Below are 17014 nucleotides of genomic sequence, written 5' to 3' on the forward strand. Positions count from 1 at the left end.
TGATATTTAGTAATTCTATTTTGGTAACGGACTTATTATTTGAACATTTTGAAACGCAATTGCTCCTCTAATAATCCCAGAAATAACATCTTGTAAAGCTTCAATAATCTGCATTTTCAATTCGCTTTTATGGTAGATAATACTCACTTCTCGAGCAGGAGAAGGCGCATTAAATTCTTTTAAGTTGTTTCTTGTTTTCTCATTAATATCTAATGTATGTAGATATGGTAGTAAGGTCATGCCTAAGCCTTCGTTAGAGAGTTTTATTAATGTTTCTATGCTTCCGCTCTCTAATTGAAAACTCTCATCGTTCTGGTCTTTAAATACGCGACATAAATTAATGACACCATCTCTAAAACAATGCCCATCTTCAAGTAAGAGCATGTCTTCAATGTCTAAATCTTCTGTGCTTATTGTTTTTTTACTGCTTAAACGATGTCCTTGAGGAATATATGCCATAAAAGGCTCGAAATAGAGAACACGTTCTTTTATCGAATCGTTTTCTAAAGGTGTAGCTGCAATAGCAGCATCTAAGTGTCCATCGTTAATTCTGGTTATAATTTCTTCAGTAGTAAGCTCTTCAATTTTAAGTTTTACTTTAGGATACTTTTTAATAAAGGTTTTTAAAAACATTGGCAGTAATGTTGGCATTACTGTTGGAATTATTCCTAATTTAAACTCACCTCCAATAAACCCTTTTTGTTGGTCTACAATATCTTGTATTCTGTTAGATTCGTTTACTATGTTTTTTGCTTGGTTAACTATTTTTCTACCAACATCTGTTAATTCAATTGGTTTTTTACTTCTATCGAAAATTAAAATATTTAATTGATCTTCTAATTTCTGAATTTGCATACTTAATGTTGGCTGCGTTACAAAACATTTTTGTGCTGCTCTAGTAAAATTTTGGTGTTCTGCTACAGCAAGAACATATGTTAATTGAGTGATTGTCATTTTATATAGTTTTAAACTATAAAAATATAAAATCTATCAATAAAACTTATGCTTATTAGCGTTTATTTTTGGATTAAATTTGATGTATTATAAATAATGAATATAAAAATATAAAATTATGGCATTAAATAGTTTAGGATTAGACACAAATAAGACTAAGGAAATCGCTGAAGATTTAAATAATTTATTAGCAAATTTTCAAACGTATTACCAAAACTTAAGAGGAATACATTGGAATATAAAGGGAAAGAATTTTTTCGACTTGCATGTAAAGTTCGAAGAATTATATACAGATGCTAACATGAAAGTTGATTTGTTAGCAGAGCGTGTACTTACTTTAGGAGAGACACCTTTACACACTTTCGATGATTATATTAAAAAAGCAAAAGTGCCTGTTGGAAAAAATATTTCAAAAGATAACGATGCGGTACATTTAATTGTAACTTCTTTAGCTGAATTATTAAATTTAGAAAGACAAATTCTTGATAAGGCAGGAGACGCTAGAGATGAAGGAACTAATTCTATGATGAGCGATTTAATTACAGAGCAAGAAAAAACTATTTGGATGATGAATGCTTGGTTAGGAGAAAGTATATAAAAAGAAGATATATTAACAATAAAGGCGACCATTTGGTCGCCTTTATTGTTTCTCTAGTTAAAATATTTATTAGTCAAGTAAATAAACTTTCAATTTTAATTAACAATATAAATCTCAATACGTCTATTTTTTAACCTACCATCAGCAGTACTATTATCTGCAATTGGATTGTCTTCTCCATAGCCTTGAGAGGTTAAACTATTTGCAATTACGCCTTTAGAAATTAAATATGTTTTGGCTTTACTAGCTCTTTTTTCTGAAAGAGATAAATTTGTTTCGTTGCTTCCTGTATTATCAGTGTGTCCAGTGATATGAAATTTCATGTTAGGTTGAGACAACATAATTTTTGCTATATTATTTAATACTGTTATATCGCTACTAGTTAAAGTGGCTTTACCATTGTTAAACGCGATTGATTGCGCATGCGTCTTTAGGTCATTAGTTACTTGTTGTTTTATAGCATTATTACGTTCTATTTGTTGTTGACGTTGTGTTATGTTTTTCTGCTGTACTTGTTGTTGCGTTGGGCAGCCTGCATTTTGAGGAGGTCCAGGTTGTTGAGGGCATTTATCTCTACTGTCTATTACACCATCTTTATCTGTATCGAAAACAGGACAACCATCATCATTAATTTCACCTTTTACTTCTGGACATTTATCATATTTATCTGGTGTGCCATCACCATCGCTATCTGGACAACCACGCATATTTGTTGGTCCAAAATTATTTGGGCAAAGGTCTTCGGTATCTATAACTCCATCTTTGTCTGTGTCTGGGCAACCATTGGTTTCGAAGGTTCCAAATAGCTCAGGACATGCGTCTTTATCATCGTTTATTCCATCGTTATCGGTGTCTTTTCCTCCAAATCTAAATATTATTCCTAAAGAATGTTGCCAATGTTTTAATCCGTAAGTTTCGAAAGCGTGTTTGTAGGTAGATTGAACATTAAACCCAAAAGAAGTACCAATCCAAATATTTGTACCAATACCAGCATTAATTGTACCAGCTCCAATAGTATCTAACCAAGTATATCCTCCACCAATAGTAGCGTAAGGATCTAAAATGCTAAGTCCATTTGTAAGTTGGTATTTAAACATACCATCTAAAGAAATATATGAGTACTCTAGATTTAGTGTCTCTTCGGTAGGATAATTTTCTTCTAAACTATTAAGTGATGCTACAGCTTCAAAAGTGATTTTATTTTTTATTAAACGTCCTGCAGATAGTCTAAAACCTGCAGCGTTTAAGTTCCAGGTTTTAAAACGATCTAAACCAGCTTCTTGTTCTCGTAAAGGATTATTAATAGCATTTGGTCCAAAACTAGTGGTCCAAGGACTATTTATAGTTTGAGAGTTTCCTGTTTGAAAGCTTAAAGCTGAAACAATTGCAATAAGGAAATAGCAAAATGATTTCATTGGGTTTTATTTGAATTAATTAATAGCTATAGCAAGATATACTAAAAATTAGAAAATAAAAAATAAATAAAACTTTAGCGGTAAAAGGGCTTAAACCTAAGATAAAATGCAATAATGTGCCTTTTATAATAATCCTCTGGCTTTAATTTCTAAGTATTTGTTAATGGTATCTACGGTTAAATTTTGAGGTGTAGTTAAAATAGAATAAATACCATGTTTTTGAAGTTCGTTTACAATAAGTTTTTTTTCGTAAATGAATTTCTCTGCAATTGTTTTTTCAAAAATTTCGAAAGTATTTTTAGATTTTTTAGTCGTAATTTTATCTAGTTCTGTGTTTTTAAAGAAGATAACGACTAATAAATGGTTTTTAGCTAAAGCTTGTAAATAGCCTAATTGCCTATGAAGTGCATCAAGCGTTTCAAAATTGGTATACAGTAAAAGTAAACTTCTTTGGTTAATAGTTCTTTTAACGTCTATATAAAGTCTTAAGAAATCCGACTCTGCGTAATCTGTATCTAAATTATACAACGTTTCTAAAATGGTATTCATTTGAGAAGGTCTGCGCTGTGCAACAACTCTATTGCTAACGTTTCTTGAAAATGAAAACATACCAGCTTTATCCTGCTTCATTAATACAATGTTACTAATTACTAGTGTTGCATTTATAGCATAATCTAAAAGGCTTAAACCTTCAAATGGCATTTGCATTACACGCCCTTTATCGATAACAGAATATACTGGTTGGGATTTTTCGTCTTGAAATTGGTTAACCATTAACTGGTTACGTTTTGCAGTAGCTTTCCAATTAATATTTCTAATATCATCACCAGGAACATAATCTTTAATTTGCTCGAACTCCATGGTGTGGCCAATACGTCTAATTTTTTTAAGACCATATTCCGAAAGCTTATTAGTAAATGCCATTAGCATATACTTTCTTAATTGTAAAAATGAAGGATAGTTAGGCACCATTTCATCTTTACCAAATTTAAAACGTCTAGATACTAAACCTATAGGCGAATTGGTATAGATGTTAAGGTTTCCAAAATGATATTCGCCACGCTCTAGTGGGCGTAACGTGTATTTTATTTTCTTGCTTTCAAGTTTTTCTACAGAAGTATCAATATTAAAATCTCGTTTTTGATATTGAAACGGAAGCTCATCGATTAATTTAATATGAGTTTTAAAATTATAATTATTTTCTATAGTAATTGCAATCTCGTTATCGTCGCCATTACTTAGTTTATTAGGTAGTAGACGTGTAGCATTAATTCCTTTTTGTTTAAAAAGAATAATAAAATCTACTATTACTAATCCGCAAAAAACAAAAAATAGCATTTTTATGATATTTAATAATCCAGGAAAAATATATGCCATAATAAATAGGGCAATAATAATTCCTACGATTAAAAAAAATCGAGAGGTTAAATAACTATTTTTAAAAAATGATTTCACTATCTCGGAATTTCTATAGTTTCTAAAATCTGGTCTATTACTTTAGCATTTGTAAAGCCTTCCATTTCGCGTTCTGGTGTTAGTACTAAACGGTGTTTTAATACTGCTTTTGTACAGCGTTTAATATCGTCTGGTGTAACAAAATCACGACCATTAATAGCTGCATTTGCTTTGGCAGCATTCATAATAGATATCGAGGCTCTTGGTGAAGCTCCTAAATAAAGATTTGCATTATTTCTTGTGTTATTTACTATAGAGGCAATGTATTTTATTAAATGATCTTCAATAAGAATTGATTTAACAATGTCTTGGTATTTTGCAATTTCTTCAGCATTTAAAACCTTTGTAATATTATCAAAATCGATAATATCTTTACTTTTATGATTACCAACAAGGATCTCTATTTCTTCTTCTAAAGACGGATAATCGACTTCAATTTTAAATAAGAAACGGTCCAATTGTGCTTCTGGAAGTCTATACGTTCCTTCTTGCTCTATTGGGTTTTGTGTAGCAAAAACTAAAAAAGGTTTTTCCATTATGTAGCGATTACCATCTATAGTTACTTGGCGTTCTGCCATAACTTCAAATAATGCAGCTTGTGTTTTTGCAGGCGCACGATTTATTTCATCTATTAAAATAATATTAGAAAAAATAGGTCCTTTTTTATATTCGAAATCTTGAGATTTTACATTAAAAATTGAAGTTCCAAGAATATCACTTGGCATTAAATCTTGTGTAAACTGTATTCTACTAAAATCTACATCTAAGGTTTTTGCTAGCAATTTTGCAGTTACTGTTTTTGCAACACCAGGAACACCTTCTATAAGCGAATGTCCATTGGCAAGAATAGAGATAATAAGCAATTCGACCATGTTACTTTGTCCAACGATAACTTTACCAATCTCATGCTTTACACTTTCTACAGCTTTTTGTAATGGTTCTAAATCTATTCGACTACTAAATTGTTCGCTAGTGTTTGCTTCTAAAATGTTGTTAGCTTCAGCTTCGTTATTCGTGTTATTTGTAGCGTCTAGATTTTGGTTCTCTAGGTTGTTTTGATCTTCCATTTAGTCCTCGTTATTTAAAAATTCTTCAAATTTTGTGTTTAAAACAATTAAATCATTTTCGGTATGCACTATCTTTTGTTTGCAATACTTTATTAAATCTATTAATGCTTTTACCTCTGTAGGTGATTTATCCGATTTAAGCGTAAGTTTCTCTATAAAATCGCTATTTAAATTGGTTGTGTTTAAATAGTATTGTGTTCTAATATTTTCTAGGAAAAAGGTGATTTTTTTATCTATAATATTAGTGTATTCATTATTCTGAAAATATAAACCTCCAATAGTTTTTGTGAATTCTACTGTTGTGTTTTTTAGTGGTTCTATAACAGGAACAATACGTTGCGTACGTTTGCTTTTAAAAAGCACAAAAATTATTAAGGTTATTAATGATAAATAGAAAGCCCATTTTAAAGGCGATTGCGATAAGATATAACGCAACGGACTTTGTATAACTCTACGTCCAGATTTGTAATAATCGTCCCAAATTATTTGCCCTTTAGGTAAGTAAGATAAAACGGTTGCTGCATAATTTTCATTATTATTTAATAAATGATAATTAGTAAAAGCAAAAGGATTTGTGTGTATAAAGAAAGCACCATTGTTTTCTCCAAATTCCACTTTAATAAAATTTATTTCTTCTTTATCAAAATCTTCATTGTAAACGGTGCCTAAAACAGTGGTTTTTAAAGTGTCTATTGAAGTAAAATAACTATTCTCGATTACATCTTTAAAAGTAGTTTTGTTATCTCCTAATCTAGGATTGGTGAAGTCTTGCTCTGTTTCTTTTTTAATAAGACTACTGTAAATGTTTTCTGTTTCAATGTTTAATGTATCTGCAATTTTACCATAAAAACTAGATGTCGAAATTAATGCTGTATTTCCACGACTTACATAATTTAATATAGCATCTGCTTCTTCTCCATAAAAAGAGATGTTTTTATTTATAAAAATAGCTGTTGATTTTTTTGTAGAATCTAAGGACTTAGAACTTGAATAAAAATCTTTTGTATTGGTAATAATAGCGTTGCTAGAGAATGTTTCTAATTCATTATATAATACATAACAGCCTAATGGTATTTTGTCTTGAGAGTTGTAAGAATCTCTCCAGCTTAAGGCTTTGGGTTTTACAATTTCGGCAATAATCATGAACAAGATAATTGCGCCAATGCTAAACAATGCTATTTTTGAACGCTTATCCATTAGTTGCATTGTTTAATTGATTAAAAAGCGCTTGGTTTTGGTTGAAATTGTCTTCGTTTATAGAAAACTCACCATACCAAACATAATCGTAAATGTAAGAGGCTCTTTTAAATAAGTCTTTCGTGTTTTTGTTTTTTATTTCGGTTAGATATTCGCTATTTGTTTTATCGAAATTCCATTTTATTATCTCTTTTTTAGAGAGTTGCTGTAAAGATTTTAAATAAAGGTAACGTGTTGCAAGTCTATAGTCTCCTTTTTTAATTGCTTTTTTTGTGAGCTTATCAAAATTAGTTTCGGTTAAAGTGTCTTCAGTAAAATAAATAGAATCTATGGTTCGAGATTCATTTTTAAACACATTGCTTATGGGTGTTTGCATTAAAAATCGAATAAGTAAAAACAAGGCACCAACACCTAAAAGAGCATAGACTATGTATTCTAAAAATTTATAATTTACATCTATATCTATTCCGAAGATATCTTGAAGCCAACCAAAGAATTTTTTTAAAACAGATTGTATTAAATTAACACCACCTGTATCGTTAATCGAGTAATTAAAGTCGTTACCAGTATAACGTTCTTTTATGTTCTCTTTAAAATAAGTTACATCTATAGTAGAAGAGTCTTTTTTTATTTCAAGCTCCTGCGCGTTTACAGATGTGAAACTAAAAAAAGCTAAGCATAGCAGATATGTGATTTTTAAAGCTTTATTCATCTTTACCAATCAAATCGATTTTACTTTGTAAAAAAGTGTTGTACTTTTCTTCATGCAAATTGTAGAATAGCACTCCGTAAGCTAATTGTGATAGTGCTTGCGAGAAAATAAACGACAAAAGGAATATAGCGAATGAAATTGTAAATAATATACTAGCAAAATTACTGGTTAAAATATCGATATTGCTTTCCGCAGAAAAATAGATATAAATAGAAAGTATAAAACCTGGAATTGCTAATATTAAAGCAGTAATCATTAAGTTTAAAACACCAATTACAAAGCTATAACCTATTACTTTTAAGAAGTTATTGATCGAGAATTCCCAACCTTCTTTTAAAGCATCGATTGTAGATAGGTTATTCGAAAAAATAGCCATAAATGCTATTCCGAACATAGCAGAAAGGATAAAACTAATAGCATATTGTACTAATGTACCAACAATAGGAATAAAGGCAAGTACTAAGGACACAATAAAATATCCAATATAAATTAGTATGCCTAAAAGAATAAATAAAAATATATTTCCAATGTTAATTTTTATACTATCCCAAATATCTTTAGAGTTTTGGTTTCCACCAGTTTTAACATATTGGGTAATGTATGCGCTAGAAAAACTGTAGTTAATTAAGGCAGTGATAAAGTAAATTAAAGCAAGTAATATAGCTCCAAGTCCTAGATATAATTGAGTTTCGGTTGTGTCGCTTCCCATTCCAAATCTAAAATCTCTACTTGCTAAACCCATAAAGCCAGTAACTAAAAGGTAGCTAGATAATAACACAAAAATAACGCTTAATGCATTGTATCTTAAATACAAATTTATGTAATCTTTAAAATTGTATTTAAGGAAAGAAAAGTAGCTGTCTATAATTGCACCAAAAGAACTTCTGGTACGTAATTCTATATATTTTGTTTTCAATTAAGTTTTAGTTTTCGGTTAAGCAAAATAGGATAAAAAATATAGTAATAGCTAATTAATGCTACTGAAGCTAAGATAATACTATAAGAAATTACCCAATGCATATTATCTCCATACCTTGTTATAAAGCCTTCAATAAAACCAGCAATTATAAAAAACGGAAAAGTACTTACCATTATTTTTAAACCATCTTTAGCACCTTTCATAAAGGAAACACGTCTGGAATATGTTTTTGGGAATAAAAAGCTATTTCCCATTACAAGTCCTGCACATCCTGCAATTACTATTACAGAAATTTCAATAGTACCATGAAGCCAAACAGTAGAGGTTTTTTCTAGAACACCATGATTGTAGAAAAAAGTAATAAAAGCGCCAAGCATAATACCATTACTAAACAATACATAAATAGTACCTACGCTAAATAAAATACCCATTGCAAAAGCAAAAATACCTACACGTATATTGTTAATTGTAATACCTAAAAACATCCCAATTTCTCCGCTGCTTTTATAAACAGCCATTGGTTCGCCTTTTTCTATGTTTTCAATGGTCATGTTAACATAAGCATCGCCTAAAATTAGGCGAACAAAACTATCGTCGTTTAGAGTTGAAACAGCTCCAATAACTACAGCTGCCATAAAAAACAAAAAGGTATATAATAAGGTTTTATGGTATTGTTTAAAAAACAAAGGAAACTCGTATTTCCAAAAGGAAACAATTTTATTGCTTGTTTCTTTTTTTGTGATATAAATTTTTTGATGTGCTTGTGAAGCTAACGAATTTAAGTAGGATAACGTTTTACTCTCAGGATAATACGTTTGTGCATAAGCCAAATCGTTTGTTAGCTGAATATAATATGAAGCTAAGGTGTCTGGATTTATTTTAATATTATTATGCAATGATTTTTCAAATGCAATCCATTTTTCCTTATTTTGCTTCACAAAAGATGCCTCACGCATATTATCAATAATTATTTTAACGAATATACATTTCCATGAGCAATTTAGCAATTAACACTGCGCAAAATGTAAACTTAGATTACAAACTTATTGGGCTAGGAGAAAGGCTGCTTGCTTTTTTAATAGACGGAATTATTCTGTTTACCTATATATCTATAATGGAAAACCTAGTGTCTCTTTCAGATATTTTCGAAATTGATGATTGGGGAAAACGAGGTTTGTTAGGCTTAATTACATTACCAGCTTTGTTCTATTCTGTATTATGTCATATTATTTTCGATGGAAAAACCATTGGTAAAATGATAATGAAAATTAAAGTTGTGCGTCTTGATGGTTCGCCTACGCAATGGTATAATTTATTTGTACGTTGGATGTTGCGTTTAATAGATATCTGGATGTTTTTTGGATCTATAGGGACTTTAAGTATTTTATTTTCTGAAAAAAAACAACGTATTGGAGATGCAGCTGCAGGAACTGTGGTTATTTCCACTAAAAATAAACATAAAATTTCGAGCACCATTTTAGAAGATTTAGTTGAAGATTATCAACCTGTGTTTACAAACGTTACGCAGTTAAAAGATAAAGATGTTAGAATAATTAAAGAGACTTTTAATATTGCTAAAAAAGCGAACGATTATAAAACGTTTATTATTTTAAGAAATAAAATTTGCGAAATTTTAAATATTGAAAGTAAAATGTACGATAAGGATTTTGTTGAAACCATTTTAAAAGATTATAATTATTACACCCAAAACATGTAAGCAGAGAACCAGATTTTACTTTTTTGTAAAAACTGAGTGAATCGCTTATGCAGAGTGTAAACGAAGTATCTCAGAGAACCAGATTTTACTTTTTTGTAAAATTTGAGTGAATCGCTTATGCAGAGTGTAAACGAAGTATCTCAGAGAACCAGATTTTACTCTTTTGTAAAATTTGAGTGAATTGCTTAAATCGAAATTATTTTGGTATCTGTTAAAAGGAAAATTAATACTTTTGTTTTTCTGAAATATTGAACAAATTGCTTATCCAAAATTTATTTTTTGGAACTCAAAGAATCAGACTTCACTTTATTAAAAAGGTGAATAAATCACATTAAAAAGGATATATAAAATGAAAAATATTTTTAATAAAGAAATCACTAACGAAGTCGTTACTAAAATTGAAGCTTTAACAGCTACTACACAACCAAATTGGGGAAAAATGAATGTTTCGCAAATGTTAGCACATTGTTGTGTCGCTTACGAAATGGTTTATACAGATAAGCATCCCAAGCCTAATGCATTGGTGAGAACAATGTTAAAACTGTTTGTAAAAAAAGCAGTTGTAAACGAAAAGCCTTATTCTAAAAACGGAAGAACAGCACCTCAATTTATAATTGCAGATACTAGAGATTTTGAAATAGAAAAAAAACGATTGGTAGATTTTATAATAAAAACTCAAGAGTTAGGCGAAGATTATTTTGAAGGTAAAGAATCTCATTCTTTTGGGAAATTAACTGCAACAGAATGGAATAACTCTTTCTACAAGCATTTAGATCATCATTTAACACAGTTTGGAGTCTAGAAATAAATTCTTTATTTAATTCAGCAATTCAGCAATTCAGCAATTCAGCAATTCAGCAATTCAGCAATTCAGCAATTCAGCAATTCAACAATTCAACAATTCAACAATTCAACAATTCAAATAGTCAATGTTCTATTTTATCGACATATTAGGAACCTTTGCATTCTCCATTTCTGGTGTATTAGTTGCACTTAACAAAAGAATGGATGCCTTTGGTGTTCTCATTATTGCATTTGTAACAGCAGTTGGAGGTGGTACATTACGCGATGTGCTAATTGGAGAAACACCAGTAAGTTGGATGAAGGATATGACCTTTGTTTACGTGGTATTAGCATCAACAATTCTAGCAGTTATTTTTAAAACTAAAATCGATTACCTACGTAAGTCACTATTCTTATTCGATACTATTGGAATTGGTTTGTACACAGTAGTTGGAATAGAGAAAGGTATTAATGCAGGTTTACACCCAATTATTTGTATTGCTTTAGGTACAATGTCTGCTTGTTTTGGAGGTGTAATTCGTGATATTTTATGTAATGAAATTCCTGTAATTTTTAGAAAAGAAGTGTACGCAACAGCCTGTATTATTGGAGGTATTGTTTACTTTATTATTAAACGCTTACCAATAGAAGGTAATCTGGTATTTATAATTGCAGGTTTGGTAGTTATAGTAATACGTATTTTAGCTGTAAAGTTTAAGTTGAGGTTGCCAAGTTTGTATCGATAGTTTTTCTCTTTTCTTGAAGGAAATGATACTGTTTTGGACTTGCTTTTAGTTCTTTAACTAAAAACGGTATCTGAGCACTGCATACTAAATACTGATTTCTAATCAATTACCACAACCTTATCAATATAGATATTATGCATTGGCCAATGTCCTCCATCAACTTCTTGTTCTGCTATTTTATCTACCACTTCCATACCACTAGTTACACGTCCAAAAGCGGTGTATTCTCCATCCAAATGAAACTGATTACTTTGTGTAATAAAAAACTCGAAAGGAGATGCTAATTTGTAAGCATTTTTAATTTCTCCACTAGGTATGGAAATCACACCACGTTTGTGTTTGTAACCATGTCTAACATCTGGAGGTAAAAGATAACGGCCCATTTTTCTGCGTTTTTTTAAAACTTCAGGCTCATCGCTATTGCCTCCTTGAATTACAAAGTTTTTTACCACACGATGAAACTGCGTACCATCGAAAGCCTTGTTTTTTGTAAGAAAGATAAAATTTGCTCTATGGTATTGCACATTGTTAAATAGCTCTAAATCTATATTACCATATTGGGTATAAATACGTACTTTATTTTCTTTATTAATTTTGCCATATTCTGCAAAGAAATCCATGGCATTATCATCGTTTAAAGGAAGATAACGTTCTTCTAATGTAAGTTTAGAACTGTCTATTTCTATTACTATTTCTTCTGCTTTTGGTATAATAGTATCGATTTTTACAACTTTTTTCTCAACAGGTTTAGGTTTAGTTTGTTTATCTTCACAATTAAATAAAAGTAAAAAACTAAGTATTAAAAGTACTCTCATAAATGAAATTTGAATCGTTTTTAAAATCTATTGTAAAAATAGAGAATTTACCACTGCCAGCCGAAACTTCACAGTTTAAAATGTCGCCTCCTTATAGAGCAGATTTAATAAAGCTACAAGCTAAAAGAATAGCGAATGCAAGAAAAAGTGCTGTTATGGCATTGTTTTATCCAAATGCAGAAGGTGAAACTTACCTTATTTTAATTTTAAGAAAAACTTATAAAGGAGTACATTCTGCACAAGTAGGATTTCCAGGAGGTAAACTAGAAGCTAACGAAACCAATAAACAAGCGGCTTTACGTGAAACCGAAGAAGAAATAGGAGTAGAGCAAAATACCATTACTGTTTTAAAAGAATTAACCCAAATGTATATTCCGCCAAGTAATTTTTATGTGAAACCATTTATTGGGATTGTAGACAAAACGCCCGAATTTATAAAACAAAACACAGAAGTAGAGGCGCTTTTAGAAGTAAAACTAAGCGATTTTTTAGATGAAAAAATAATAACAACCAAAACAGTTACGCTAGCTAATGGCTTAAAGGTGAGTGTTCCAGCTTATCGTTTGAATAATCATTTAGTTTGGGGAGCAACAGCTATGATGCTTAGTGAAGTGAAAGACTTGTTAAAGGCTAGCTTTAAATAGTTGTATTTCGCTACATTTGTTAATCCTAAAAACTATAAAAAAATTATGGGTTTATTTAAACGAAATCCTTTCGGACATATATTATTTTTAAAAAAGTGGCTTATTAGACTCCTTGGAGTATTATCTCACAGGCGCTTTCGTGGTTTTAATAATCTACAGATTGAAGGTTCTGAAATTATAAAAAACTTACCAGATACTAACGTCCTTTTTATCTCTAATCATCAAACGTACTTTGCAGATGTATTCTCAATGTTTCATGTGTTTAATGCGAGTTTAAGTAATAGAGGAGATTCTATTAAAAATGTTGGTTACCTATGGAATCCAAAATTAAACTTGTATTACGTTGCAGCCAAAGAGACTATGAAATCTGGTCTACTACCTAAAATATTTGCTTATACAGGATCTATTAGTATAGAACGTACATGGAGAAGCAAGGGCGAAAATGTAAACAGGCAAGTAAAAATGAGTGATATTTCTGCCATTTCAAAAGCTTTAGACGATGGTTGGGTAATTACATTTCCGCAAGGCACAACAACTCCATTTAAGCCTATTCGTAAAGGAACAGCGCATATTATAAAACGCTACAAACCAATTGTTGTACCTATTGTAATAGATGGATTTAGACGTTCTTTCGATAAAAAAGGACTGTACATAAAAAAGAAAAATGTATATCAAACTTTCGAAATTAAAAAACCTTTAGATATTGATTACGAAAACGAATCTATAGATAGTATTGTAGAGAAAATAGAATATGCTATCGAGCAGCATCCTTCATTTTTAAAAGTAATTCCGCAGGAAGAATTATTGGCTCAAGAAGAGTTAAATAAGAAGCGTGAGTGGTTGGATAGTTAATTAGTAAACAGTTTTAAAATAAACAGTTTACAGTCTCAGTAAAAACAAAACGCTATGTCATTGCGAGGGAAGGAAGCCATCTCATCAAGCAAGCTAAGTTTGTATTAGAAAAAGAATTAAGAAAATTTCAAGTCATTCTAGAACCTTTAATAGCAATAACGGTTTAAGTTTTTAAAATAGTATTAGTGACTAATATTGTATAAAAACGCTCCAAATACTTCACCTCCATTATATAACTGTCCAATAATAAAAACAGTAAAAATTAATGCTAAGCATAAGTTAATATTAGATTTTTCTTTTTTAGATAAAGATTGGTATTTGGTTATAATTTTATCAATAAAGAATTCGTTTTCTTGAGTTTTCATACTATTTATACGTTTTAAATTAACCTTTAGTACTTAATACGTTACCAGCTTTTTTAGCCTCTTTGTCTTTGGCTGTTCCAATGGCCATACCAATACCCATTCCTATTAACATTCCAAAGTTCATACCTAGAGCCATACCATTATTTTTGCCAAAAGCAATGCCAATAGACATACCAAGAGATAGACCAATAGACATGCCTAAAGCCATGCCATTACTCATATGTTGTCCTTCAGAAATTAAAGAAAGTTTCTTTTTTACAAATGCAATAAAGTTGCATTTTTTTTTGCCTAATATTTTAGCGTCATTAGCATTTTCTTTAATTTTTAAAGCTGTTAACTCGGTTTCAATGGCTAAAAAATCTTCATCAGATATTGCTCTGCTTTTTATATCTGTAAGCACAGCGATAAAACTAGTGTAGGTTTTTAATTCTTTTTTAGAACTGTTCATAGTCTTTAGACCTTCAAAAAATAATATGGCTTCTTCAATTTTCATATTTAAACTTCTAATTTTTTTAATTCTTTATAATTACGATTTAAACGTTTCATTAAGATACCATAAAGTAGTTTGTAAAATAACCAAATTAAGCCCACAAAAATAACTGTGATCACTATTATTAAGCCAGCAACTAAAAGCTTTCCACTGGTATCAGATTTTGTCATTAATTCGGCTACTTTAGGATCTGTTTGGGTTGCGTAGTAGGAGCCTAAAATCATAGATACAAATGCCATAACTAAATTGTAGCCAACATAATACTTTATCACTTTCCTGGTGCTAAGAATACTTTCCATTAGTTTCTTTGCATTATCCGTAACAGAAATACTTTTGTACGCCTTGTAGAGAAGGTATATAAATAGCAGTATAACAACAAAACTTATAATAGTTAAAGTCGTTAACAAGGTTTCGTTAATGTGCGTAGATTCTACTTGTTCTCTGTAAGAAGTAGATAATTTTGGTAGAAAAGTAATCGCTACCCAAAATATTAATTCTGCAATACTTATATAAAATAAAGTCTTAACAATCGAAGACGATTTTTTCCAAAGCATAGGGTACAAGTCTTTAGAGCTTAATTGTTTCTCTTCAACGGTATCACTTTGCCAGTGTTTTTTTAATAATTCTAATTCATCCATAATTACGGATTTAAAATGGTTCTTAACTTATTTTTCACTCTATTCATCTTCACTCTAGCATTCACTTCGCTAATACCCATTGTTTCACTAATTTCTTTATAATTCTTATCTTCCAAATAAAGGAAAACAAGCGCTTTTTCAATATCATTTAATTGGTGTACAGCACTATACAATAGCTTTAATTGCTGCTCCTCGGTATCATCATAATCCTCAGCCTTAATTTTAAACTGCACAGTATCAAACTGCGTAGTGTTAATCGTTCGTTTAGACTTTCTATATAATGTAATAGCTGTATTTAAACCAACGCGATACATCCAAGTACTAAACTTAGCATCACCACGAAATTTCGGGTAAGCCTTCCATAATTGTATGGTAATTTCCTGGAACAAGTCGTTATGCGCATCGTAGTTATTGGTGTATAATCTACAGACTTTATGCACGATGTTCTGGTGTTTTTCCAGTAATTCTACAAAACTATGTTCGAGTTCTTTATTCAATGTTTTTGGTTAGGTTACTATATAAGTAGTGTAAAAATAAGATATGTTACATTAATTGCAATATTAATTTTTTTGGCGTTACCTAAAGGTCGGGCTTTACGCTATATCTTTTGTCTAAAAAAACAAAAGGATGCCGCTTCAACTGCGAAGCAATCATGAGTTTTTATTTATCAAATAAGAATGAACGAGTAATCCCTAACGCAAAGCGGTTTAAATTCAAGATTTGTTCTTAAATTAATACTTTATATAAAATTTTTAAATCACTCATTTGTTTGTTTTTAGCATCTACTATAGTTAATCTCTATAGTACGCTTTTATCACTTTGTATTATTAGCCCTTTAACTATAAGTAATTGTGCTAAAGCATAAGTAAACATAATACCAAAATCTGCTAAAGAAAACGGTAAGTAAAACTTATTAAGTGCTAAAAGACTATCCGAAATCATAAAAACCAACGCGCCATAAAACACCAAATTATAACTTTTAGCACCAACTTTTTGGTGTCTTAAAAATGCCGAAGTAGCCATTGCTAAAATAACAAGCATGTATAAAATTACAGGAATCAATAAATCGTTCAAACCAGAATTTAGAAACCAAAATATTCCAAAAGCATAAATTAAAAGTAAGGCAATAAAACCATAAGGCTTTTTACTTTTATCTCTATGTTTTAAAAACACCACACAATAGAAAATATGAGCTATTAAAAAAGCAATGAGACCAGAGATAAAAAAATATTCAGATTCACTTACAAAAAGTAAAAGTACATCACCTAATAACGAAAACACCAATGCCAGAAGCGTTAGCATTCTAATGTTTTTTTTAAGGTGTTTGCTATTTAGTAAAAAGAAAATAATAAGACTTATAACAACAAGAGGTTTGGATATGTAATGTATCCAGTTTAAATCTAGCCAGCTAGCAAGTAGTGTTTCAAATAAAACAATAATGGCAAATAGAATGTAAAAGGAAAACGTTGAGGTTGGTTTCATTAAAGTTGGTTTGAGTTATGTAAAAGTATGTAATTTAAAATGCTTTGTTATTCCTGCGCAAGTTAGGAATCCACAAGCATACTAAAACAACTTAGATTCCTGCCTTCGCAGGAATGACAGTATTGCGGAATCGAACAATCGAACAATCCAAAAAAAAACTAATAA

20 protein-coding genes are annotated in these 17014 nt (G+C 30.3%); 6 read left to right on the plus strand and 14 right to left on the minus strand.

Features of this window, described 5'->3' with window-relative positions; translation table 11 throughout:
* Positions 1–15: 15 nt before the first annotated feature.
* On the minus strand, positions 16–954 hold the full coding sequence (locus CW733_RS01750; RefSeq protein WP_100995116.1) for a hydrogen peroxide-inducible genes activator: 939 nt from the start codon (positions 952–954) through the stop codon (positions 16–18).
* A gap of 118 nt (positions 955–1072) precedes the next feature.
* Here CW733_RS01750 and CW733_RS01755 point away from each other — a divergent pair, with 118 nt between their 5' ends.
* Positions 1073–1552 carry a Dps family protein gene (locus tag CW733_RS01755; RefSeq protein ID WP_100995118.1) on the plus strand — a complete coding sequence of 160 codons (480 nt, stop codon included), beginning with the start codon at positions 1073–1075 and terminating at the stop codon, positions 1550–1552.
* A 95-nt stretch (positions 1553–1647) separates the two neighbouring features.
* Here the strand turns inward: CW733_RS01755 and CW733_RS01760 are convergent, their stop codons facing one another.
* From CW733_RS01760 to CW733_RS01790, 7 genes are all read right to left on the minus strand, one after another.
* Positions 1648–2967 carry an OmpA family protein gene (locus CW733_RS01760; RefSeq protein ID WP_100995120.1) on the minus strand — a complete coding sequence of 440 codons (1320 nt, stop codon included), beginning with the start codon at positions 2965–2967 and terminating at the stop codon, positions 1648–1650.
* Positions 2968–3090: 123 nt separating this feature from the next.
* Positions 3091–4344, minus strand: a complete 1254-nt coding sequence (locus tag CW733_RS01765) for a DUF58 domain-containing protein (protein ID WP_198520095.1) — start codon at positions 4342–4344, stop codon at positions 3091–3093.
* A gap of 77 nt (positions 4345–4421) precedes the next feature.
* On the minus strand, positions 4422–5489 hold the full coding sequence (locus CW733_RS01770) for a MoxR family ATPase (protein ID WP_100995124.1): 1068 nt from the start codon (positions 5487–5489) through the stop codon (positions 4422–4424).
* A complete protein-coding gene (locus CW733_RS01775) occupies positions 5490–6686 on the minus strand; it encodes a DUF4350 domain-containing protein (protein WP_100995126.1) in 1197 nt (398 codons plus the stop codon).
* Positions 6679–7398: a hypothetical protein gene (locus tag CW733_RS01780; RefSeq protein WP_100995128.1), complete on the minus strand. Its 720-nt coding sequence runs from the start codon at positions 7396–7398 to the stop codon at positions 6679–6681. Before CW733_RS01780 ends, CW733_RS01775 begins: the two co-directional genes overlap by 8 nt.
* Positions 7391–8314, minus strand: a complete 924-nt coding sequence (locus tag CW733_RS01785) for a hypothetical protein (RefSeq protein ID WP_100995129.1) — start codon at positions 8312–8314, stop codon at positions 7391–7393. The genes CW733_RS01780 and CW733_RS01785 overlap by 8 nt, the downstream gene beginning before the upstream one ends.
* Entirely contained in the window at positions 8311–9273 is a 963-nt protein-coding gene (locus CW733_RS01790; protein ID WP_100995131.1) for a stage II sporulation protein M, read from the minus strand. Before CW733_RS01790 ends, CW733_RS01785 begins: the two co-directional genes overlap by 4 nt.
* Before the next feature lie 35 nt (positions 9274–9308).
* Here CW733_RS01790 and CW733_RS01795 point away from each other — a divergent pair, with 35 nt between their 5' ends.
* From CW733_RS01795 to CW733_RS01805, 3 genes are all read left to right on the plus strand, one after another.
* Positions 9309–10034, plus strand: a complete 726-nt coding sequence (locus tag CW733_RS01795) for an RDD family protein (RefSeq protein WP_100995133.1) — start codon at positions 9309–9311, stop codon at positions 10032–10034.
* A 349-nt stretch (positions 10035–10383) separates the two neighbouring features.
* Positions 10384–10836, plus strand: a complete 453-nt coding sequence (locus CW733_RS01800) for a DUF1569 domain-containing protein (RefSeq protein ID WP_100995135.1) — start codon at positions 10384–10386, stop codon at positions 10834–10836.
* Positions 10837–10963: 127 nt separating this feature from the next.
* Positions 10964–11563, plus strand: coding sequence for a trimeric intracellular cation channel family protein (locus CW733_RS01805; protein ID WP_100995137.1), 600 nt, complete (start codon positions 10964–10966; stop codon positions 11561–11563).
* 98 nt (positions 11564–11661) lie between these two features.
* Here CW733_RS01805 and CW733_RS01810 read toward each other — a convergent pair whose 3' ends face one another.
* A complete protein-coding gene (locus tag CW733_RS01810; RefSeq protein WP_100995139.1) occupies positions 11662–12378 on the minus strand; it encodes a peptidylprolyl isomerase in 717 nt (238 codons plus the stop codon).
* 2 nt (positions 12379–12380) lie between these two features.
* Between CW733_RS01810 and CW733_RS01815 the strand changes: the two genes are divergently transcribed.
* Both CW733_RS01815 and CW733_RS01820 read left to right on the plus strand, forming a co-directional pair.
* Positions 12381–13022, plus strand: a complete 642-nt coding sequence (locus CW733_RS01815; RefSeq protein ID WP_100995141.1) for a CoA pyrophosphatase — start codon at positions 12381–12383, stop codon at positions 13020–13022.
* A gap of 45 nt (positions 13023–13067) precedes the next feature.
* Complete coding sequence (locus tag CW733_RS01820; protein WP_100995143.1) at positions 13068–13874, plus strand: 1-acyl-sn-glycerol-3-phosphate acyltransferase; 807 nt, start codon at positions 13068–13070, stop codon at positions 13872–13874.
* 182 nt (positions 13875–14056) lie between these two features.
* Here CW733_RS01820 and CW733_RS01825 read toward each other — a convergent pair whose 3' ends face one another.
* From CW733_RS01825 to CW733_RS01845, 5 genes are all read right to left on the minus strand, one after another.
* Entirely contained in the window at positions 14057–14239 is a 183-nt protein-coding gene (locus CW733_RS01825; protein WP_100995145.1) for a hypothetical protein, read from the minus strand.
* 19 nt (positions 14240–14258) lie between these two features.
* Positions 14259–14732, minus strand: a complete 474-nt coding sequence (locus CW733_RS01830) for a hypothetical protein (RefSeq protein ID WP_100995147.1) — start codon at positions 14730–14732, stop codon at positions 14259–14261.
* A 2-nt stretch (positions 14733–14734) separates the two neighbouring features.
* Entirely contained in the window at positions 14735–15367 is a 633-nt protein-coding gene (locus CW733_RS01835; protein ID WP_100995149.1) for a hypothetical protein, read from the minus strand.
* 2 nt (positions 15368–15369) lie between these two features.
* The gene (locus tag CW733_RS01840) at positions 15370–15864 is read right to left on the minus strand and encodes an RNA polymerase sigma factor (protein ID WP_100995151.1); all 495 of its coding nucleotides are present in this window, start codon (positions 15862–15864) and stop codon (positions 15370–15372) included.
* Positions 15865–16165: 301 nt separating this feature from the next.
* Positions 16166–16849 carry a lysoplasmalogenase gene (locus CW733_RS01845; RefSeq protein ID WP_100995153.1) on the minus strand — a complete coding sequence of 228 codons (684 nt, stop codon included), beginning with the start codon at positions 16847–16849 and terminating at the stop codon, positions 16166–16168.
* Positions 16850–17014 lie beyond the last annotated feature (165 nt).

This window comes from Lacinutrix sp. Bg11-31 (genome assembly GCF_002831665.1).
In the GTDB taxonomy this organism is placed as follows: Bacteria; Bacteroidota; Bacteroidia; order Flavobacteriales; family Flavobacteriaceae; genus Lacinutrix.